Below are 20,733 nucleotides of genomic sequence, written 5' to 3'. Positions count from 1 at the left end.
AATCAAAATGCTAAGTTTTTTGTTATAATTTCATGCCAAGATAGTGATTAATACTGCATAAGTGGAGTAACAACTTTGGAAGCACGCGTAATCGGTCTGGAAAAATTAGGTAAACACGACGTTGAGATCGTGGGTGGTAAAAACTCTTCACTTGGGGAAATGATCAGTCATTTAGCAAATGCTGGCGTATCTGTACCAGGTGGATTTGCAACGACTGCTGATGCATATCGCGAATTCCTAGAGCAAAGTGGCTTAAATGCTAAAATCAATGCAGAACTTGCAGCATTAAATGTTGATGATGTGATTGCACTTGCTGAAACTGGCGCAAAAATCCGCCAATGGATTGTAGAAACTCCACTTACTACAGGTCTAGAGGCTGAAGTTCGCGAAGCATTTGCTGCACTTTCTAATGGCAATCCTGACATTGCAGTTGCTGTTCGTTCTTCTGCGACTGCTGAAGATTTACCTGATGCTTCATTTGCTGGTCAACAAGAAACTTTCTTGAACATTCGTGGTATCGATAACGTTTTGATCGCAATTAAAGAAGTTTTTGCTTCTCTTTATAATGACCGTGCGATTGCTTACCGTGTACACCAAAACTTTGCACACGACATCGTTGCCCTTTCTGCTGGCGTTCAACGTATGGTTCGCTCTGAAACTGGTGCTGCGGGTGTAATGTTTACACTCGATACAGAATCTGGTTTCCGTGAAGCAGTTTTCATTACTGCTTCTTATGGTTTAGGTGAAATGGTTGTTCAAGGTGCAGTCAATCCTGACGAATTCTATATTTCAAAGCCACTTCTCAAAAATGGCAAACATGCTGTTATCCGTCGTAACCTTGGCTCTAAACACCAAAAAATGATTTATGGCGAAGAAGGTGCTGCAGGTAAATCTGTCGTTGTGGTTGATGTTGAAAAAGCAGATCGCCAACAATTTGCTCTTAATGATTTAGAGCTTCAAGAGCTTGCTAAACAAGCATTGATTATTGAAGAACATTATCAAGCGCCTATGGACATTGAATGGGCAAAAGATGGTGATGATGGTCAAATCTATATCGTTCAAGCACGTCCTGAAACAGTAAAAAGCCGTGAAAATGTTGGCACAATGGAACGTTACCTTCTTAAACAAAAAGGTACGGTTCTTTGTGAAGGTCGTTCAATCGGTCAACGTATCGGTTCTGGTAAAGTCCGTATCGTGACATCGATTAAAGAAATGGACAAAGTACAAGAAGGTGATGTACTCGTTTCAGACATGACTGACCCAGACTGGGAACCAGTAATGAAACGTGCAGCTGCAATTGTAACTAACCGCGGTGGTCGTACTTGTCACGCAGCCATTATTGCCCGTGAACTTGGTGTTCCTGCCATCGTAGGTTGTGGTAATGCCACAGAAGTCCTTGTCGATGGACAGGAAGTGACTGTCTCTTGTGCTGAAGGTGATACTGGCTTTATTTATGAAGGTTCGTTAGATTTTGAAATCCAACGTAATTCTATTGAATCTATGCCTAAACTTCCGTTCAAAATTATGATGAACGTTGGTAACCCTGACCGCGCATTTGACTTCGCTCAAATTCCAAACGAAGGTATTGGTCTTGCACGTTTAGAGTTCATTATCAACCGTATGATCGGTGTACACCCTAAAGCATTACTCAACATTGACAGCCTGCCACGCGAAACTCGTGCTGCTGTTATGGCACGTACTGCAGGTTATGCATCTCCAATCGAATTCTATGTTGAAAAATTGGTTGAAGGTATTTCTACGCTTGCAGCTGCATTTGCAGATAAACCAGTGATTGTTCGTATGTCTGACTTTAAGTCAAACGAATATGCGAACTTAATCGGTGGTAAGCTCTATGAGCCTGAAGAAGAAAACCCAATGCTTGGTTTCCGTGGTGCAAGCCGTTATGTCTCTGACAACTTCCGTGACTGTTTTGAACTTGAATGCCGCGCATTGAAAAAAGCACGTGATGAAATGGGCTTAACCAACATTCAAATCATGATTCCTTTCGTACGTACTGTATCTGAAGCGAAGCGTGTTATTGAGTTATTGGCTCAAAACGGTCTGAAACGTGGTGAGAATGGTCTTAAAGTCATCATGATGTGCGAATTGCCAACCAATGCATTATTGGCTGAACAATTCCTTGAACATTTCGACGGTTTCTCAATCGGTTCAAATGACTTAACACAATTAACTCTTGGTTTAGACCGTGACTCTGGTATTGTCTCTCACCTATTTGATGAGCGTGATGCTGCGGTTAAAGCCCTCCTCTCTATGGCGATTCATGCATGCCGTAAAGCTGGGAAATATGTCGGTATTTGTGGTCAAGGTCCTTCTGACCATCCAGATCTTGCAAAATGGTTAATGGAACAAGGTATTGAGTCTGTGTCTTTAAATCCTGACTCAGTGTTAGATACTTGGTTCTTCCTTGCAGAAGAAAAAACCAAACAAGCTTAATTTGTATGCTCTAAAAAAGACCCTCATGTAGGGTCTTTTTTATTATGGATGTCCCATCCTAAATAGAATTTCATGACCAATGTTAAAATTTTTCTTTATAAATATTTGAACACATAGTTCTTATTGATCACTAATATAAACACTAGTCGGCATACGAATCGTATACTTCCAAATATAAGGATAGAAACCTTCACTGAGTATTTCAAAATTGCATTGCTCATCTGAATGTATATACATTTCAGTAAAGATTGAATAGTCATCCGCACCATACCGATCCAAAATATTGATATTATTTATTATGAAATCTAAGAATACCTTTTCATAAGAGACACGAGTTTCGTAGTCATCATAATCTACAACTTCAACTGGATGGACAAATGAAAGGTAATTAGTAAATTCACCATCACACTCAAATTTCAATTCATTTGAATTCAAGCGCTGAACACATGATTGTGTATTAAAATTTTCGCCGCTAACATTTAATGTTAAACGCATTTTCATGATCTATATTCCTTATAAAAGCAACATGATATTGCTTCATATTTTAAGATTTCGTGTAAATTTAATATTAATATGTGCAAAAATCGAGTATACATAGTGGATTACAATGTAGATGAATATTGTTGATAACGCTTTCGTTGATCATCTACGCTTTTTGTATTTTAGATTTATTTTGAGAATTGAGTTTTATGCAAATTTACTTGGCGAGAAATAACCAACAAGCTGGACCCTATTCAATAGAACAACTGAATCAAATGCTTGCGAGTCAGCAGGTCTTATTAACTGATTTAGCTTGGCATCAAGGAATGACTGAATGGAAAGCACTTGGTGAACTTACACAAGGTAAACTTGTCTATGAACCTGTTGGTTATATTACACCGACAACATTTACCCCTGAACATCCCACTCAACAAAACCAAGCAATTACCAACATAAAAGTTGAAAGATCCACTAAAAAAGCAATTAAAGCTGCACCTGTAGGTAAACGTATTTCAGCAAAACTCGTCGATTTTGCAGTATTGTTTTTACCGCAAATTCTTGCTATTGCTTATTTTATGCCTGAAAGTGCAGTCAACATTGCTGAAGGTGGATTTTCTAGAGAAAGCCAAATGCAGATCGCTGAAATAATCAGTAAAAGCATACCAAACTATGTCAATATTGGTTTAATGGTATTCGTATTGGCAATCTTGATTATTCAATGTTTTATGATTACCAAGTCGGGGCAGTCGATTGGTAAAAAAATATTCAAACTTCAAATCGTTGATGTGAATACCAATCAACTACCGGGGTCATTCAGAGGCTTTTTTGTACGTTCGTTTTTATTTCTGATTCTCTCTCAGTTGATGAGCATTGTTCCGCTTATTGCAATTGTATTTATTGTTGATTTATTTATGTTTTTTTCAAAAAACAACTATGCACTCCATGATCGCCTGGCAAAAACCAAAGTGATTGATCTTGCAGAATAAATGAAATGGCGGTGACCCCGCCATTTTTGATACTAAATCACGAAAAAATAATAATTTATGTTTTTGTTTTTTTTAAAATTCCGACTAAAAATATCAGGTATTTTTACATTAATATATTCATGCCCTATCTATAGCTAAGTTTGCCGATATGAGGCATAATGCCCTACAACGTAGCGGTGTCAGATCATTGAGAATGCTTTCTATTTGTAAACAATAGTCATTTTCAATCATGCGACACTTTAATCGCTATCCCATATTTATATAGGGAATGGGACTCTTCACCGAGGTTGTAAAATGAGACAAACGACTTTAGCTGTATTGTCTTTATCTGCGATGGCTGCACTCTTAACTGGGTGTGGTGGTGATTTAGTACTTCTAAACTCGAAAGGTCCAGTTGCTGAAGGTCAAAGTAGCCTGATGATGACTGCGATCTATTTAATGCTTTTGGTCGTAATTCCTTCGATCTTAATGGCATTGTGGTTTGGTTGGAAATATCGCGCGTCGAATAAAGATGCAGACTATAAACCTACATGGGCACACTCAACTGCAATTGAAATTGTAGTATGGGGTATCCCGTGTATTATTATTGCTATTCTTGCGTATTTAACATGGTGGGGTTCACATAAGTATGATCCTTACAGACCATTAACAAATACTCAAGGTCAGATGGAAGAACATTTAAAAATTCAAGCTGTCGCTGAACAATTTAAATGGGTATTTATCTATCCTGAACAACAGATAGCTACAATTAACGAAGTTCGTTTCCCAGTCAATAAACCAATTGAATTTCAAATCACTTCTAACTTTACGATGAACTCTTTCTTCATTCCTAAGTTAGCAGGTCAGGTTTATGCAATGGCAGGTATGCAAACTAAGTTACATATGCTTGCAGAACATCCAAGTCCAGCAGAAGGCTACCGTGGATTCTCAGCGAACTATAGCGGCTATGGCTTTACGCAAATGCGTTTCCGTGCGCACGCTGTTTCTGATGCTGATTTCAACGCATGGGTAGACGCAATCAAAGCAGGTAAAGGAACTTCAATTAATCCTGAAGCAATCCAAAAAACCACGCTTGATGCGACTGAATTTGCTACGCTCAAAGATGGTGACCGTTCTAAACACCAAATTGAAGCAATGCTGAACAATGCGCATACGCCAGAAGAAATTAAAGCTGCACACGAAGCTGAACGTAAAGGTCCATTCCCTACTAAGCCTCATCCTGTGACTTATTATTCTTCAGTTACGCCTGACTTGTTCAAGAGCATTATCAACACTTACATGAGCAATTATCATGGTGCAGACCATGCAGGTGCTGAACATGCAGGTGCTGAACATGCAACTGCTTCTGTAGGGGAATAAGACATGTCTTTGTTATTAGGTAAACTCAATTGGGACGCGATCCCTAAAGAGCCTATTGTACTTGTGACAATGGTCGTTATGGCCCTTGGCGCAATTGCAGTTTTAGGCGGTATCACCTATTTCAAAAAATGGGGATATCTCTGGAATGTATGGTTTAAATCAGTAGACCATAAAAAAATCGGTATCATGTATATCCTTGTATCTGTAGTGATGCTACTTCGTGGCTTCGCTGATGCAATCATGATGCGTCTTCAACTGTTCCTTGCAAAAGGTGGCGGTGAAGGTTATTTACATCCAGACCACTACGATCAGATCTTCACCGCACACGGTGTAATTATGATCTTCTTCGTAGCCATGGGTCTTGTTGTAGGTATGATGAACATTACTGTACCACTTCAAATTGGTGCACGTGACGTTGCATTCCCATTATTGAACTCTGTAAGTTTCTGGTTATTTGCTGGTGCTGCTGGTTTGATGATGGTTTCGCTTGTATTAGGTGAATTTGCTGCGACTGGTTGGATGGCTTACCCTCCACTTTCAGGTATTCAATATTCTCCTGGTGTTGGTGTTGACTACTATATCTGGGCACTCCAGGTTTCGGGTCTAGGTACGCTTCTGACAGGTGTTAACTTCTTTGTTACCATCATTAAAATGCGTGCGCCTGGTATGAAACTTATGGACATGCCGATCTTTACTTGGACTGCACTTTGTACAGCCGTTTTGATCATCGCATCGTTCCCAGTATTAACAGCAACTATTGCAATGTTAACACTTGACCGTTACTTCGATTTCCACTTCTTCACCAACGAGCTTGGCGGTAGCCCAATGCTTTACGTGAACTTGATTTGGACTTGGGGTCACCCAGAAGTTTATATCTTGGTATTGCCTGCTTTTGGTCTTTACTCAGAAATCGTTTCAACGTTCTCTCGTAAAACGTTATTCGGTTACAAATCTATGGTGTATGCAACAATTGCAATTACTGTACTGGCATTTGTCGTATGGTTACACCACTTCTTTACCATGGGTGCTGGTGCCAACGTTAACGCGTTCTTCGGTATCATGACCATGATTATTGCGATTCCTACTGGTGTGAAAATCTTCTCTTGGTTATTCACCATGTATAAGGGTCGTATTACATTTACATCACCAATGTACTGGACACTTGGTTTCCTTGTGACTTTCGGTATCGGTGGTTTAACTGGTGTATTAATGGCTGTTCCACCAGCTGACTTCTTAGTACACAACTCATTATTCTTGATTGCTCACTTCCATAACGTAATTATTGGTGGTGTTGTATTCGGTATGTTCGCAGGTATCACTTTCTACTGGCCAAAAATGTTTGGTTGGAAGTTAAATGAGACTTGGGGTAAAGCATCTTTCTGGTTCTGGTTCTTTGGTTTCTATTTTGCATTCATGCCACTTTATATCCTTGGTTTCATGGGTATGACTCGTCGTCTGAATACATATGACAACCCTGAATGGGATCCGTACCTAGCTATCGCTTTATTCGGTGCTGTACTTGTCGCTATCGGTATTGCTTGTTTCTTAATGCAAGTGATCGTAGGTTTCTTACAACGTCATGACAACATGGACCACACTGGCGATCCATGGGATGGTCGTGTACTTGAATGGTCTACTTCTTCCCCTGCTCCGTTCTATAACTTTGCTGAAATTCCAAAAATCAATGGTATTGATACTTTCTGGAATGACAAAGAGAATGGTGTTGCATATGCGCGTCCTGAGAAATATGAAGATATTCATATGCCAACCGACCGTGCTGCAGGCTTTGTTATTGCGTTGTTCATTACATCAATGGGCTTTGCTTTAATCTGGCATATCTGGTGGTTAGTCGTTGTAACTTTCCTTGGTGCTGTTATTAGCTTCATCGTAAGTTCATTCACGAAGAAAGTGGATTACTATGTACCTGCTGCTGAAGTAGAACGTATCGAAAATGAGCGTTATGCTTTACTTGAAAAACACTTGAAGAAGGACTAAGGATATGGCTGAAGTACTTCATCACGACAACCATGGACACGATGAGCATCATCATCACGATGATACTGACATCACAGTCTTTGGTTTCTGGACATACTTGATGAGTGACTTGATTTTATTCGGTACACTCTTCATCGCGTTCGCTGTATTAAGCAGTCATATTCCGCCTGGTACTCCAAGTCCAAAAGAGTTATTTGGTGAGTCTTTAGGTTTCGTACTTGTAGAAACTTTCGCTCTCTTGATTTCTTCTGTGACTTTTGGTTTCGCGGTTCTTGCTTCATACAAGAAAAATGTCAACCAAGTGCTGATGTGGTTAATTATCACTTGGCTCTTTGGTGCAACATTCATCGGCATGGAACTTTATGAATTTCATCATTTAGTTCTTGAGGGTCATGGTCCTAGCCACAGTGCGTTTTTATCTGCGTTCTTTACTCTAGTTGGTACGCATGGTATCCACGTAACTTCTGGTTTAGTCTGGATGATCGTGTTAATGGTTCAAATCAAGAAATATGGTTTGACATTACCAAACACGCGTCGTCTTGCTTGCCTAAGCTTGTTCTGGCACTTCCTTGACATCGTTTGGATCTGTGTATTCAGCGTAGTTTATTTACTGGGAGCTTTATAATGAGTCATGATCATAATGCTGCTGGTGCGTCGCACGGAAACATCAAACAATACTCTATCGGCTTCATCCTTTCTGTCGTTTTGACCATCATCCCATTTGGGATGGTGATGAAAGGCATGACTGGTGGTGCTGTTGTTGCAACGATTGCGATCACTGCTGTTGCTCAGGTTCTTGTACAATTGATTTTCTTCTTGCACATGAATTCATCTTCTGAACAACGCTGGAACGTCATTGCATTCATCTATACGATTCTGACGATTGCCGTTCTCTTAATTGGTTCTGTATGGATCATGAACTACTTACATTCAAACATGATGCTCTAGGGTGTCATGTTGAAAAAATATCTATTCCTGACTAAGCCAGGAATTCTCTTTGGTAACTTCGTTACCACTTTGGGCGGCTTTTTCTTAGCCGCTCAAGGTTCAGTAGATTTCCTTTTACTTCTCATCACACTCATCGGTACAACACTTGTTGTTGCTTCTGGCTGTGTTGTGAATAACGTCATTGACCAAGACATTGACCAAAAAATGCAACGCACAATGAATCGTGCGCTTGTCAAAAAGACCATCAGTCCAACAGTTGCTTTAATATTTTCTGCTGTGCTGGGTTTAATTGGCTTTGCTTTGTTGTGGTTTTTTGTCAACGCCTACGCATTTGGCTTCGCTGTACTCGGCTTTGTTGTGTATGTGATTTTTTATAGTCTTTGGAGTAAACGTACCACCATTCATCAAACTGTGATTGGAAGTATTTCTGGCGCAAGCCCTCCTGTAATTGGTTATACTGCTGTTTCCAATGAATTTGATATTGCCGCTTTGCTGATTTTTTTAGCATATGCACTTTGGCAAATGCCACATTCTTGGGGAATTGCAATCTATCGTTTCGATGACTATAAAAATGCAGATATCCCTATTTTGCCTGTAGCACGTTCGATTTTTCGAACTAAAGTTGAAAGTTTGATTTATGTTGTACTTTTTGCTGCGGTTTTAAATGGGTTATATTGTTTTGGCTATACCAACATTTTCTTTTTAATCACCTTTAATGCTTTATGTGCCTATTGGCTCTATTTGTCTATTATTGGCTTTAAAGCAGAGAATGATCAGGTTTGGGCAAGAAAATATTTTTTGTATTCAGTAATTCTAATTACAGCGCTCAGTTTTAGCTTTAGTTTTAGTTACGTCTCCCCTGCACCACATTTGCCACTGTTTTAAAAAAGATAGAGTTTACTCTATCTTTTTTTTTGATCTTTTAATTTTCCATAAATGCATTCTCAAAATAATTGAAATCTTATTTACGTTTGAAAATATTCATCCTGTAAAAATTTATATCGAGCAAAATTTTTAATTTTTTGACATTGCAATTATATTTAATTGAATACTATCCAACCTGATTGCGATGCACCAACTCTTTGACTTATTGAAAAAATAAATTGCTTCACAGTCTTGCTGGGTTTTACTCAATTTCAGGATCAGCCTAAAGTTCGCGCTACTTTTCTTTCGTGAAAAAGATGAATAGACAAATCTTAGCCGATAAATTTAGAATTACAGCACATCACCAATCTTTTCAATAGAATTTGGACGATTTTCAGCAAAATGGTCAAAAGCAATGTGTCTAGAATTGGTTAAAATTTTCTTAGAGAAAATCAGTTGGCTGTTAAACAAGTTGCAATGCAATGTGGTTTGAATCATGAACAGATTTTAAGGCAGTTATTTATGAGAAATTTAGGTATGAGCCCTGTTGAATATAAAAAACTCTATCAATATCGATTTTAAATACAATGATTTGATTGTAGCTTCAAAAATAACGATTTAATCAAATCTCCATCTTCTAAAAAAATAGCTTGTACGCTAACCCTGTTTGTATTTACTCGACTCGGTGATTTAATTATTCAATACGACTTTTCAGCCTAAAAAGGCAACATGTAAAAACAAAGAAACAATTATGCAGTTCCAATACATAGCTTACTAAAAATTAGTGACTATAATTTAAAAAGTGACATACTTATTTCAAAGCGAACAATGAACATTTTTTCCAAAAGCATATATAAAAACATCTACATTCCATCCTAAGAACTTGTTTTTAATTGGATTTTATTCAACTTCAATTCTAAAGACTATTTAACATGTTTAATATTCAAGCAACACCCAAATAAACCAGTGCTTTGATCAGTTTAATGACTGATTTAAAAGTTAAATTAACTTCCAAAAAATACAGAATCATGCTCAAACCGAGCAAACAAATCATCCATTTTTTCAGCATATTTGAGATCTAATTGATGCCATAATTTTTGGGGCAGTGGGATAAACTCTAATGTGTCTGAACCATCAGAAGCTTTACAGAAACGGATTTCATAGTCTGGATGTAAAATTTCATTGAGTGCTCGTAAAGTTGTATCACGATCAGCACCCTCACCTTGATAAGGAATCAGTAATGTTTTTTCACCCAACTGAATCGTAATGGTAAAACCTTGTTTATTATCGGCAGCTTCAAATTTTGCAGACAGTTGTCCAGTTTCTAGAATTTTTTCACAATATGTGATGATTGCATCATCCTCCTCACCCCAATCCACCACCATGACAATGTCATAACGACCATCAAATACCTCAAAGTAAAACTCTTGTGTTGGATTTTCAATATAAGATTCAATGGTTTCAAGTTTCTCAATACGGTAGTTTGTTATTGTTGCTATCCTTTTTTATTCAGTTTTAATCTAAATAGTGACAATACAAAATTCAATTCACCCTCTGTAAAAATTTAGTGGCTTTTCCAATAAATAATTGAATATTAAATTGTGTTTGCTCATAAACTTTCCTATAATAGGCGCTCGCAATTTTGCGGCATAATCTATTGCTTTTAACTCTTGTTTAAAGCATTACAGATTGTGACTCCTTGCTTCATTCTTTTGAATGGGGCTGTATAAACCGTAAGGAGCTGACAATGCGTCACTACGAAATCGTAATTCTGGTACACCCAGACCAAAGCGATCAAGTTGTGGGAATGGTAGAACGCTACATTTCTCACATCAAAGATGCTGAAGGTCAAATTCACCGTCTTGAAGATTGGGGCCGTCGCCAATTGGCTTACCCAATTAACAAAATTCATAAAGCGCACTACATTTTGATGAACATCGAATGTAACCAAACTACGCTTAATGAATTAGAAGAATTGTTCCGTTATAACGATGCAATCCTTCGTAACGTGATTATCCGTCGTGAACACGCAATCACTGAAGAATCATTACTTGCTAAGAGTGCTGAAGAAAAACGTGCGCGTAAAGCTCAACGTGAAGAAGCACAACAAGCTCAAGATTCTGTTGAAGCATAAGGAGAACATCAATGGCACGTTTTTACCGTCGTCGCAAGTTCTGCCGCTTTACAGCTGAGAACGTTACGTACATCGACTACAAAGATATCGACACTTTAAAACAGTACATCACTGAAAATGGCAAGATTGTTCCTAGCCGTATTACAGGTACTAAAGCTCGTTACCAACGTCAATTGGCGCTTGCTATTAAACAAGCTCGCTATTTAGCGTTGATTCCTTACACTGACAATCATAAGTGAGGTTGAGCCGTGGATATTATCTTATTACAACGCATTAAAAACCTTGGTAAATTAGGCGATAAAGTATCAGTTAAAGCTGGTTACGGTCGTAACTATTTGATCCCTCAAGGTAAAGCAGTTGCTGCGACTGAAGCAAACACTGCTGCTTTTGAAGCTCGTCGTGCTGAACTTGAGAAAGCTGAAGCTGAAGTTTTAGCTGCTGCTCAAGCACGTGCTGATCAATTGAACGAAGTAAATATCGTTATCACTGCGAAAGCTGGTGATGAAGGTAAACTATTTGGTTCAATCGGTACTCGTGACATCGCTGACGCGTTAACAAATGCTGGTCTTGTTGTAGACCGTGCAGAAGTTCGTTTACCGAACGGTGCGCTTCGTCACACTGGTGAATTCAACATCGCAATCCAATTGCATCATGATGTTGTTGCTGAAGTTCTCGTTACTATCGTATCTGAGTAATTTTCAAGCAAAAAAAAGAGCATACTTTTGTATGCTCTTTTTTTATCTCTAAACTTTTAGTTTCATACTTTACAGTTGTTTTTTTCACTTCATTAAGTCTCTACTTATCGGTATTACTGTTAGATACTTTCTCAATTTTGCATTAAGATAAGTAAGTACTGAAGTGTCTCCATACATTATTTTAAATAATGTTTTCGCAAGATTTAAAACAAGGTCTTCTATGTCTCAGGCAACCGCCACTGCTCAACAAAACTCTTTCAATGCTGATGCAAAAAATAAAGACAATGCGCAGTTAAAAGAGTTTCGTACGCCACCCCACAATTTGGCAATTGAACAAGCTGTACTTGCTGCGTTAATGACTGTCGCTGAATCTTTTGAACAAGTGAGCGATACTTTAAGTGAAAATGATTTTTACGCAACGCGTCATAAATATATCTTTCGTGCAATCGAAAAACTTGCCCAAGAAAGCTCACCTTATGATGCGGTATTGGTCAATGACTGGCTGATAAAGCAAAATTTACTCGATGCAATTGGTGGTGAAGAGTATCTAATGCAATTGATGGCAGACTCCCCTTCAAGTTTCTATAATTTAGAAACTTACGCTGGAAAAATCAAAGAGTTTGCGACTTTGAGAAATATGATTAAAGTCGGCAATGAAATTTTGCAGAATGCCTATGACACCAAAGGTCGTGATGTCAGTGAGATTTTAGATCTTGCTGAAACCAACATTTTCTCTATTGCTGAGCAACACAATAATAATGCGAAGGCACAAGGTCCTAAAGCAATTACTTCCGTGGTTGCTGACGTTTTTGATAAATTGAATGAATTATCTCAGCTTGATGGCAATATCACAGGCTTAACCACAGGTTTTATGGAATTAGACAATAAAACCTCAGGTATGCAAGCGGGTGATATGATTATTGTTGCGGCACGTCCGTCCATGGGTAAAACGACCTTCGCAATGAATTTAGTCGAAAGCGTTTTATTCAACTGTGACCTACCTGCACTGGTTTTCTCTATGGAAATGCCAGCAGACTCTATTGCAATGCGTTTAATCTCTGCCTACGGTAAAGTTCATCAAGGACACTTACGTTCAGGAAAACTGGATGGTGATGAATGGTCTAAAGTGACTGGCACGATTTTACAACTTCAAGAAAAGCATCTTTATATCGACGACTCTTCTGCACTTCCTCCAACAGAGGTACGTGCACGCGCACGGCGTATTGCCAAACAACATGGTGGTAAATTGGGGTGTATCATGATCGATTATCTCCAATTAATGAAAGTCCCTGGTATGGGTGACAACCGTGTGGGTGAGATCGGTGAAATTTCACGAAGCTTAAAAGCGCTTGCAAAAGAAATGATGTGTCCTGTTATCGCACTGTCTCAGCTTAACCGTTCTTTGGAGAATCGACCAAATAAACGTCCTGTTATGTCAGACTTACGTGAATCTGGTGCGATTGAGCAGGATGCCGATTTAATTATGTTTATTTACCGTGATGAAGTTTACAACAAAGAATCAAAAGAAGCTGGCACTGCCGAAATTATCATTGGTAAACAACGTAATGGACCTATTGGTACAGTGCGTCTAGCCTTTGAAGGTCAATACACCCGATTCAGTAATTTATCTCCTGAATACTATGCTCAATACGAAGACGAAGAATAAGCTTTATCGCCAATAAATAATGAAGAGACTTTGGACTCAGATCTTGGATTTTAAAGTCTCTTTCAATTCATCAATATTTCTGATCCAGTCTTCATAATCATCTGAATCTTGCCATAGCTCATCCAATTCAGAGCTTTCAGATGTCAATAAGTTTAATGCAAGTAGGGCTTTTGGAATCAATGCATAATTTTGCTTATTTCTATTCTGCTCTAGCCATTTTTCTACAGGTTCAGGATAATATTCGTTGTCAGCAATACTCGCTGTAAAAGATTTTGCCAATACCTCTGCTGCCGCATGCGCAATACACCCCAGATCAGCGTCAATAAACTCTTCTGTGGTCATATCAATGATTTGATCAAATGCATCCTCAATCACGTCATAACCGTTATGTTCTTCAAATTCATATGCCCAATCACTGGCTGTATCATTGCCAAAAGGTTCATGTGACCATGTTCCCATACACGTATACCTTAATCATGAAATTGAATATAAAATGTACGATTTTGTAAAAAAAATAAAGATCAATATTTTTACAAATTATGTTTAAGCAAAAATACAAGAATTTTATCGATACAAAATCAATAACTCATTAAAAACACAAATGTTCGTGTCCATTTAGCCTTGATCGGACTACAATAATCTTGGTTCTTGATCATGATCTTTTTAAGACAATATAGAACCATCATTACATTTCTAACCGCATAATTTCATCAATTTTATGCTGTATTTGCCATTCCCAAGGAGTAACGAGGGTGCGCCAAGCAACAGTTTATATTGACAGCGAAGCGCTGCAATATAATTTAAACCGTGTCAAACAACTTGCCCCAACCGCAAAAATTGTCAGTATGGTAAAAGCCAATGCATATGGTCATGGCGTCAAGGATTGCTTAGCCGCCTTAAGTTCAACTGATGCTTTCGGTGTCGCCTGCCTTGAAGAAGCTTTGGAAATTCGTGAATTAGGTTATCAACAACCGATTACCCTGATTGAAGGTATTTTCAATGCAGATGAAATGCCAATTGTTCTAGACAGTAACTTTGAGCTAATGATTCACCATCAACAGCAGCTTGATTGGTTAAGCGCCTACAAAGACCAATATATCCAAAAAGGACTGAAAGTTTGGGTCAAACTCAACAGTGGCATGAATCGCTTAGGCTTTAAAGTAGCTGAAATTATTGAAGTGATCCATTCATTACAAGCTGAAGGTTTTACTTGTGTACTTGCTATGCACTTCGCAAACGCTGATGTCGATCATCACCCCTTAAATGAATTGCAAAAGCAACAATTTTTGCAAGTTAAAGAAGCATGTTCACCTATTTTGGCGTCGTGCTGTAACTCAGCCGCTATTTTTAAATGGCCTGAACTAAATTTTGATTTTGTGCGACCAGGAATCATGCTCTATGGTGCGTCACCATTTGCAGACCAATCTGCACATGATCTCGGTATTCGTCCTGTAATGACATTTACCGCTGAAATTATTGCTTTAAATCATATTCAAGCAGGTGAATCTGTCGGTTACGGTTCAACTTTCGTTTCAGACCAAGAGATGGATATCGCAATCGTTTCTATTGGTTATGGAGATGGTTATCCTCGTGCCTACCTCACGCAGAATTATGTTTCTATTCATGGGCAAGCAGCCCGTGTTATTGGTCGTGTTGCAATGGATATGATTGCCATTGATGTCACTGGATTGAATGCACCAATCGGGACAGTCGTAGAACTCTGGGGTAAAAACCGTTTAGTTGATGAAGTCGCGACAGCAAATGGTACGATTGGCTATGAATTATTATGTCGTATGACAGGTCGTCCAAAACGTAAAAAGATTTAAATCTTTTTATGCCAAATTGTACCCATCGTGCAGAATAAAAGCCATGTATATGATAGAGATGCACTTAATATCTCTATCATTTTTAGAAAAGATACTCTCGGAAGTATAAGCAAAAAAGTCAGATAAGATTCACTCGATATCGGCGATTGTCTATTTAACTGTTAAAACAAAAGCAAGAATTGAATGTTTAATTTTATCATCTTAAAAAACTTATACTCAAAGCGCAGTCCATAAAATGTACTTTTTAAATAGCATTAAAAAATGGCTTAAACAAAAGTATCAAACAATATCTTCAAATTATTCGATCTCATAAAGTAATTTGAGTAAATTGGGTATATCTTGCTTATCTAAATTTAATGGCTGAAAACGCAGAAAACCTTTGTGCTCAAAAAACTGCTGAATTTTACTGTTTCGCCTGACATACTTCATCGACCACTGAGAAAAATGCCCTCTTTCTACCTGTAAAGCTCTAAATAGCTTTATCTGATGATGTCTAGGATCTTTATATAATTTCTCCAACAGACGCAAAATTACCAACTGTTCGCCTTCAAGGCATTGAAAAAAATGCTCATCTGCAAAATAAAGTACGCCTCGAACTTGATGCAGTACATTAAAGTCTCTCGCTTCACCAAGAATTTCTCTTAGATCATTCAGTAGTTGATGATGAGGTGATGTTGTTTTACTTGCACAGCATAATTGAAAAGTCATGTAATTCTTCTATTTTTATCTTTATATTGTTATAAACAATTATCATTTAATGTACAAGCCTTAACTTTTTATTATTTAGATATTTAATTCTATTTTGATACTGTTCTAACAGACACTATTTGCATAAGTTCGTCGATTTGTTGATCAGTTAAACTCATGGGTTTAAAATGATTTAATCCACATTTTTTACAGAAAATACTGACCACTCCATTACGATCGACATACTTCATTTGCCAAGCTTCAAAGTGAAACTCTTGAATATTGTTGAGGAAACAAAAACGATAATTCTGATCTTGATGATTTAAAATATGTTGATAAATTAAATCTATTGATTCGGCTTCACCCTCAAAACAATGTAAGAAGTGTTCATTTGCATAAAATGAAACACCATGTATATGCTGCTCAGTAAAAAAAGTGGCTGCACGATGCATCGCATTCCTAAATTCAGCCATTAAACGCAAATCTTTTAAATTTATGCTTGAAACATAACAAAGTTGAACTAATTCCATGTTCTTTACATTTAAAAAATTAGAGTACTTATTAAAATAATGGATCGAGATTAAATTTTAATTAATGCACGTTTCCATCTATTGAGAAGTTTACTCAAAATAGTCCACAGTAGGTTTTGGCAGATCCTGTAATCCTTTTTTTAAGGTTTCCGACCATTGCTTACTGATATGCTGAAAATATGGATCATCTTCAACAATACGCTTCCCTTTAGGAATTTTTAAGCTGTCTTTATCATAGATCATGGCATCTAGTGGCATACCGACTGAAACATTCGAACGTAGTGTGGAGTCAAATGAAATCAAACTACAGCGTAAAGCTTCATCCAAAGGCATATCATAACTTAATGCCCGATCTAAAATCGGCTTACCATACTTACTTTCTCCAATCTGGAAATACGGCGTATCACTGGTCGCAGAAATAAAGTTCCCTTGTGGATAGATATTATAAAGCTGCATTTCTTCACCGCTGATTTGTCCACCCACCAACAAACTGCAGTAATAATTACTTTGCTCTTGGGTATCTTCAGTCACATCAGCAATCACTTTTCGTAAAGTCTGCCCAATTAAGCCAGCAACCTCAAACATGGTGTTGACGCTATATAGATTGGGTTCTTGTTTAAGAGCTAAATGATTTTCCAAATGTCCAATCACTGCTTGAGTCGTCGCCAGATTACCCGAAGTTTGTATACAGATAAAACGTTCGCCTTCGATCCCGAAAGTATAGAGCTTTCGATATACCGAAATGTGATCGACTCCAGCGTTGGTTCGAGTATCACTAATAAATACTAAACCTTGATTGAGTCTTAAAGCACAGCAATACGTCATGGAGCTACCTATATAACTAAAATTCGAAATTAATCATTTTGCAATACAAGACACTATTGATCATTCTGCATCAGCATGCAAGTACCTGAACGATAGAATACATTGTTTCTGCGCCCCCTTTTTCACGTATACCTCGAACTGGAGCAACATCCCAATAATCTCGACCAACAGCGACATAGACATGTGATTGTGGGCTAAAAAGCTGATTGCTGACATCAATCATATGCCATCGCCCTTCTAAGTAGACTTCTGTCCAAGCATGGCTTGCCAAATGTGACTGATTATTAACATACAAATACCCTGAGACATAGCGTGCAGGAATACCCAAAGCTTTTGCCATTGCAATCAATACATGACTATGGTCCTGACAAACCCCTTGTTGGGCAGAAAAGGATGCTATAGCCGTATGCGTAACCGTTGTGCTTGCGGTGATATATGGCATGTACTGTAGCAATGCTTCAGCTAATTTTTGAAAATTAGCCCAGCTTTTTTGCGGTAAATAGTATTTTGCAAAAGCAATCATTTCATCATTACACAGCGTTGCAGTTGTGGGTTGTAAAAATACGGCTGGAGCAAGTGTATCCTGTAAACCAAGTTGATTGTCTGTGTTAATTTCAACAATCCCCTGTGCCATAATCAACATTTGTTGATAAGGTTCTGTTTGCGAGCTGGTCAACCAAATATTATTGAAAGCATCTTTTTTATATTGTTTTTCTCCAGGAATACTGATTTGCCACCCCGTCACTTGTTGATGTAAATTCGATTGCGGGGTCATTTTTATATATTGAATGCTGTTTTTTGCCCAGTCAGAATACTGATAATGGGTTTGATGATTAATCATGAGTTTCATAAGCGATCCAATTCAAATAAAGAATCAATATGATCACTAAAATGATAGTAATTCATTCGATTAGGCTGCTTTTTTAGCTCCTCCCACACTTCTGGCAAGCTACACATCCCATGTTGATCCAAACTAGTGATCACCGCATTTAATTGGGTCAATGTTAGCGATTTATCTTGGCTTAGCCGTAACTGACGGTCAAACTGTTCCATTTTTTGTCCAAGACTAAAGAATAAGAACAATAACTCATCATCTTCTGCTTCAAGAACATCATTACACTCCTCACAGACATCACAGATAAAACTGGCATTTTGTTCGGCTTGGTGTAAAAACTGATTCAACTCAGCAAATGATTTCGCAGAAATAACCCCACGCAAGTCATGAATATTATTTTTGGCACATAAAAACTGTTGGTGAAATGAAGCAGGCTGCTCAGAGTCCAAAATGAGTTCATTCAAGGAACTGGCATCGAATGCAGGTAAGCAAAATGCATTTGCATAATCTAATGCCAATTCATTGGTTTTAAAAGGGAACTGGCTACATAAATATTGTATGCGGGTCAAATAACGCCCTAACCAAAATATATTTTGTGCATTTGTACTGAGTAAAATCATCTTTTCTCTCCTTTGGTTGGGATTGCTAAGGACTGATTAAATTGAATATTCATCAATCACCCATGTATCCTTAATTCCACCACCTTGTGATGAGTTAACCACCAATGAACCTTGTTGCATTGCAACTCGGGTCAAACCACCAGGAACGATTTCTATACGTTCAGGTGAGGTTAAAATGAATGGTCGTAAATCAATATGACGTTCAGCAATTCCTTGTGAGGTTAAAGTTGGCGCTACTGATAAATCTAATGTCGGTTGCGCAATATATGCTGAAGGTGAAGCCATTAATTTAATTCTAAATAAATCAATTTCTTGTTCTGTTGCTTTAGGACCGATCAGCATCCCATAACCACCAGAACCTTGAGCTTCTTTTACGACCAATTGATCGAGATTTGCCAACACATAATCCAATGCATCAGCATCACGACATTGATAAGTGGGTACATTGGATAAAATTGGCTTTTCATTCAGATAATAAGCAATCATTTGATCCACATAAGGATAAATGGACTTATCATCAGCAACCCCTGTACCTGGTGCATTTGCAATGACCACATTACCACTCAAATAAGCCGACATCAGCCCTGCAACACCTAAAGTACTGTCTGGTCTAAAACACAAAGGGTCTAAAAAACCATCATCTAAACGTCTATAAATTACATCAACCTGCTGACGTCCTCGGATAGTTTTCACATAAACCTTGTCGTTTTCAACAAAAAGGTCACGAGATGTCACCAAGGGTACACCCATCTCTCTTGCTAAAAATGAATGCTCATAATATGCACTATTGTAACGACCCGGCGTCAGCACCACGATTGTGGGTGTAGTGACTCTTGAATTTTCAGCGAGAATTTCACGCAAAAGCTGTGGATATTGCTCGATACTTGCAACTTGCTGATTGCATAATTCAGGCATCAATTTTTGACTCATCTTACGGCTTTCAATCATGTAAGACACACCAGAAGGGGTTCGTAAGTTATCTTCTAAGACAAAGAACTCCCCGTGTCGATCACGGACAATGTCGATACCACTGATTTGACTATAAATATTTCCATTTAAACTGTGATTCATCATGATCGGTTGATACGCTTCATGTGAAAGCACTGGTAACTCAGGAATAAAACCTTCTCTTAAAATATTTTGCTCATGATAAATATCAGCAAGAAATAGATTTAAAGCTTTGATACGTTGCGTACATCCTGCCTCGATTTTGTTCCATTGTTGTTTGGCAATCACTCGGGGAATCAAATCAAAAGGAATGGTGCGATCAATCCCAGATTTCTCTCCATATACAGCAAAGGTAATTCCTTGATATAAAAAATGCGCTTTAGCTGTTTCATTTAGTTTTTCAAGCTCATAAATACTATGTTGAGATAACCAATGCTCAACTTTTTCCGCAGTTTCAGGTGAAAGAACATGATCATCGGTCATTTCATTAAAGAAAATAGAATCGAGTTGTTTAAGTAAATGCACTGCTGGTTGCTGCATCTCAATATTTAAATGAACAGCTGCCTGAATATTTTTTATCTCTTTTAATTCACCTGTATTCGACTGAGTCTGCTCTTCAATCATTGACACAGCAAAACGTTCTGCATAATTTTCATTACTTGAATTTGTATCCATCGTTTCTTTTAGCATACAAACCTCTTCTTATGTTCTCTGGTGGCAGGATGAATCAAGCAATATCAATGCCAACAATCATTGAGTCTTAAAATGTTTTTTAGCATCAGGTTTGAAATCTTTTAACCAGCTTTTATTAATTCATTGTTTATTGTTTAGCTCAATGTGAGTTTTGATCGAACTTGTTTCAAAATTTTTTAGTGAGTGTT

22 protein-coding genes are annotated in these 20,733 nt (G+C 37.9%); 13 read left to right on the top strand and 9 right to left on the bottom strand.

Annotated elements, in window-relative coordinates; genetic code table 11:
- Window positions 1-75: 75 nt before the first annotated feature.
- Window positions 76-2,454, top strand: coding sequence for a phosphoenolpyruvate synthase (gene ppsA / locus ACINWC743_RS04270; RefSeq protein WP_004824408.1), 2,379 nt, complete (start codon window positions 76-78; stop codon window positions 2,452-2,454).
- Between the two features lie 120 nt (window positions 2,455-2,574).
- Here ppsA and ACINWC743_RS04265 read toward each other — a convergent pair whose 3' ends face one another.
- Window positions 2,575-2,955 (bottom strand): hypothetical protein, encoded by a 381-nt coding sequence (locus ACINWC743_RS04265; RefSeq protein WP_009584497.1) that lies wholly within the window; start codon window positions 2,953-2,955, stop codon window positions 2,575-2,577.
- A 188-nt stretch (window positions 2,956-3,143) separates the two neighbouring features.
- On the opposite strand from ACINWC743_RS04265, the gene ACINWC743_RS04260 reads away from it, so the two are divergent.
- The 7 genes from ACINWC743_RS04260 to ACINWC743_RS24735 all read left to right on the top strand — a co-directional run bounded on the left by ACINWC743_RS04260 (window position 3,144) and on the right by ACINWC743_RS24735 (window position 9,668).
- On the top strand, window positions 3,144-3,920 hold the full coding sequence (locus ACINWC743_RS04260) for an RDD family protein (protein WP_005032196.1): 777 nt from the start codon (window positions 3,144-3,146) through the stop codon (window positions 3,918-3,920).
- A gap of 294 nt (window positions 3,921-4,214) precedes the next feature.
- On the top strand, window positions 4,215-5,279 hold the full coding sequence (gene cyoA / locus ACINWC743_RS04255; protein WP_004824413.1) for a ubiquinol oxidase subunit II: 1,065 nt from the start codon (window positions 4,215-4,217) through the stop codon (window positions 5,277-5,279).
- Between the two features lie 3 nt (window positions 5,280-5,282).
- The gene (gene cyoB / locus ACINWC743_RS04250) at window positions 5,283-7,274 is read left to right on the top strand and encodes a cytochrome o ubiquinol oxidase subunit I (protein ID WP_004824415.1); all 1,992 of its coding nucleotides are present in this window, start codon (window positions 5,283-5,285) and stop codon (window positions 7,272-7,274) included.
- Between the two features lie 4 nt (window positions 7,275-7,278).
- Complete coding sequence (cyoC, locus tag ACINWC743_RS04245) at window positions 7,279-7,899, top strand: cytochrome o ubiquinol oxidase subunit III (RefSeq protein ID WP_004824417.1); 621 nt, start codon at window positions 7,279-7,281, stop codon at window positions 7,897-7,899.
- A complete protein-coding gene (gene cyoD / locus ACINWC743_RS04240) occupies window positions 7,896-8,222 on the top strand; it encodes a cytochrome o ubiquinol oxidase subunit IV (protein ID WP_026040388.1) in 327 nt (108 codons plus the stop codon). The genes cyoC and cyoD overlap by 4 nt, the downstream gene beginning before the upstream one ends.
- A gap of 6 nt (window positions 8,223-8,228) precedes the next feature.
- Window positions 8,229-9,107 (top strand): heme o synthase, encoded by an 879-nt coding sequence (gene cyoE, locus ACINWC743_RS04235; protein WP_004824421.1) that lies wholly within the window; start codon window positions 8,229-8,231, stop codon window positions 9,105-9,107.
- A gap of 456 nt (window positions 9,108-9,563) precedes the next feature.
- Window positions 9,564-9,668, top strand: a complete 105-nt coding sequence (locus ACINWC743_RS24735; RefSeq protein WP_264753065.1) for a hypothetical protein — start codon at window positions 9,564-9,566, stop codon at window positions 9,666-9,668.
- A 422-nt stretch (window positions 9,669-10,090) separates the two neighbouring features.
- Here ACINWC743_RS24735 and ACINWC743_RS04230 read toward each other — a convergent pair whose 3' ends face one another.
- Window positions 10,091-10,576: a hypothetical protein gene (locus tag ACINWC743_RS04230; protein ID WP_035300263.1), complete on the bottom strand. Its 486-nt coding sequence runs from the start codon at window positions 10,574-10,576 to the stop codon at window positions 10,091-10,093.
- A 257-nt stretch (window positions 10,577-10,833) separates the two neighbouring features.
- On the opposite strand from ACINWC743_RS04230, the gene rpsF reads away from it, so the two are divergent.
- The 4 genes from rpsF to dnaB all read left to right on the top strand — a co-directional run bounded on the left by rpsF (window position 10,834) and on the right by dnaB (window position 13,581).
- Window positions 10,834-11,220 (top strand): 30S ribosomal protein S6, encoded by a 387-nt coding sequence (gene rpsF, locus ACINWC743_RS04225; protein WP_004824425.1) that lies wholly within the window; start codon window positions 10,834-10,836, stop codon window positions 11,218-11,220.
- An 11-nt stretch (window positions 11,221-11,231) separates the two neighbouring features.
- Window positions 11,232-11,459 carry a 30S ribosomal protein S18 gene (gene rpsR / locus ACINWC743_RS04220; protein ID WP_004719336.1) on the top strand — a complete coding sequence of 76 codons (228 nt, stop codon included), beginning with the start codon at window positions 11,232-11,234 and terminating at the stop codon, window positions 11,457-11,459.
- A gap of 9 nt (window positions 11,460-11,468) precedes the next feature.
- Entirely contained in the window at window positions 11,469-11,915 is a 447-nt protein-coding gene (gene rplI, locus ACINWC743_RS04215; protein ID WP_004824427.1) for a 50S ribosomal protein L9, read from the top strand.
- Window positions 11,916-12,135: 220 nt separating this feature from the next.
- Window positions 12,136-13,581, top strand: coding sequence for a replicative DNA helicase (dnaB, locus tag ACINWC743_RS04210; RefSeq protein ID WP_004824429.1), 1,446 nt, complete (start codon window positions 12,136-12,138; stop codon window positions 13,579-13,581).
- A 36-nt stretch (window positions 13,582-13,617) separates the two neighbouring features.
- Here dnaB and ACINWC743_RS04205 read toward each other — a convergent pair whose 3' ends face one another.
- Window positions 13,618-14,040, bottom strand: coding sequence for a DUF4259 domain-containing protein (locus ACINWC743_RS04205; RefSeq protein WP_004824431.1), 423 nt, complete (start codon window positions 14,038-14,040; stop codon window positions 13,618-13,620).
- 293 nt (window positions 14,041-14,333) lie between these two features.
- On the opposite strand from ACINWC743_RS04205, the gene alr reads away from it, so the two are divergent.
- Window positions 14,334-15,407 carry an alanine racemase gene (gene alr, locus ACINWC743_RS04200; protein ID WP_009584483.1) on the top strand — a complete coding sequence of 358 codons (1,074 nt, stop codon included), beginning with the start codon at window positions 14,334-14,336 and terminating at the stop codon, window positions 15,405-15,407.
- A gap of 297 nt (window positions 15,408-15,704) precedes the next feature.
- Here the strand turns inward: alr and ACINWC743_RS04195 are convergent, their stop codons facing one another.
- The 6 genes from ACINWC743_RS04195 to ACINWC743_RS04170 all read right to left on the bottom strand — a co-directional run bounded on the left by ACINWC743_RS04195 (window position 15,705) and on the right by ACINWC743_RS04170 (window position 20,542).
- Window positions 15,705-16,115, bottom strand: coding sequence for a BLUF domain-containing protein (locus tag ACINWC743_RS04195; RefSeq protein ID WP_009584476.1), 411 nt, complete (start codon window positions 16,113-16,115; stop codon window positions 15,705-15,707).
- Between the two features lie 89 nt (window positions 16,116-16,204).
- On the bottom strand, window positions 16,205-16,624 hold the full coding sequence (locus ACINWC743_RS04190; RefSeq protein WP_035300260.1) for a BLUF domain-containing protein: 420 nt from the start codon (window positions 16,622-16,624) through the stop codon (window positions 16,205-16,207).
- 90 nt (window positions 16,625-16,714) lie between these two features.
- The gene (locus tag ACINWC743_RS04185; RefSeq protein WP_009584494.1) at window positions 16,715-17,449 is read right to left on the bottom strand and encodes a proteasome-type protease; all 735 of its coding nucleotides are present in this window, start codon (window positions 17,447-17,449) and stop codon (window positions 16,715-16,717) included.
- A 70-nt stretch (window positions 17,450-17,519) separates the two neighbouring features.
- On the bottom strand, window positions 17,520-18,299 hold the full coding sequence (locus ACINWC743_RS04180) for a transglutaminase family protein (RefSeq protein WP_009584480.1): 780 nt from the start codon (window positions 18,297-18,299) through the stop codon (window positions 17,520-17,522).
- The gene (locus ACINWC743_RS04175) at window positions 18,296-18,904 is read right to left on the bottom strand and encodes an alpha-E domain-containing protein (protein ID WP_009584482.1); all 609 of its coding nucleotides are present in this window, start codon (window positions 18,902-18,904) and stop codon (window positions 18,296-18,298) included. The genes ACINWC743_RS04180 and ACINWC743_RS04175 overlap by 4 nt, the downstream gene beginning before the upstream one ends.
- A gap of 36 nt (window positions 18,905-18,940) precedes the next feature.
- Window positions 18,941-20,542, bottom strand: coding sequence for a circularly permuted type 2 ATP-grasp protein (locus tag ACINWC743_RS04170; RefSeq protein WP_009584491.1), 1,602 nt, complete (start codon window positions 20,540-20,542; stop codon window positions 18,941-18,943).
- Window positions 20,543-20,733 lie beyond the last annotated feature (191 nt).

Source organism: Acinetobacter sp. WC-743, assembly GCF_000335555.1.
Classification (GTDB): domain Bacteria; phylum Pseudomonadota; class Gammaproteobacteria; order Pseudomonadales; family Moraxellaceae; genus Acinetobacter; species Acinetobacter bereziniae.
The sequence above is the reverse complement of the archived record's forward strand: the minus strand, read 5'-3'. Positions and strand labels throughout refer to the sequence as shown.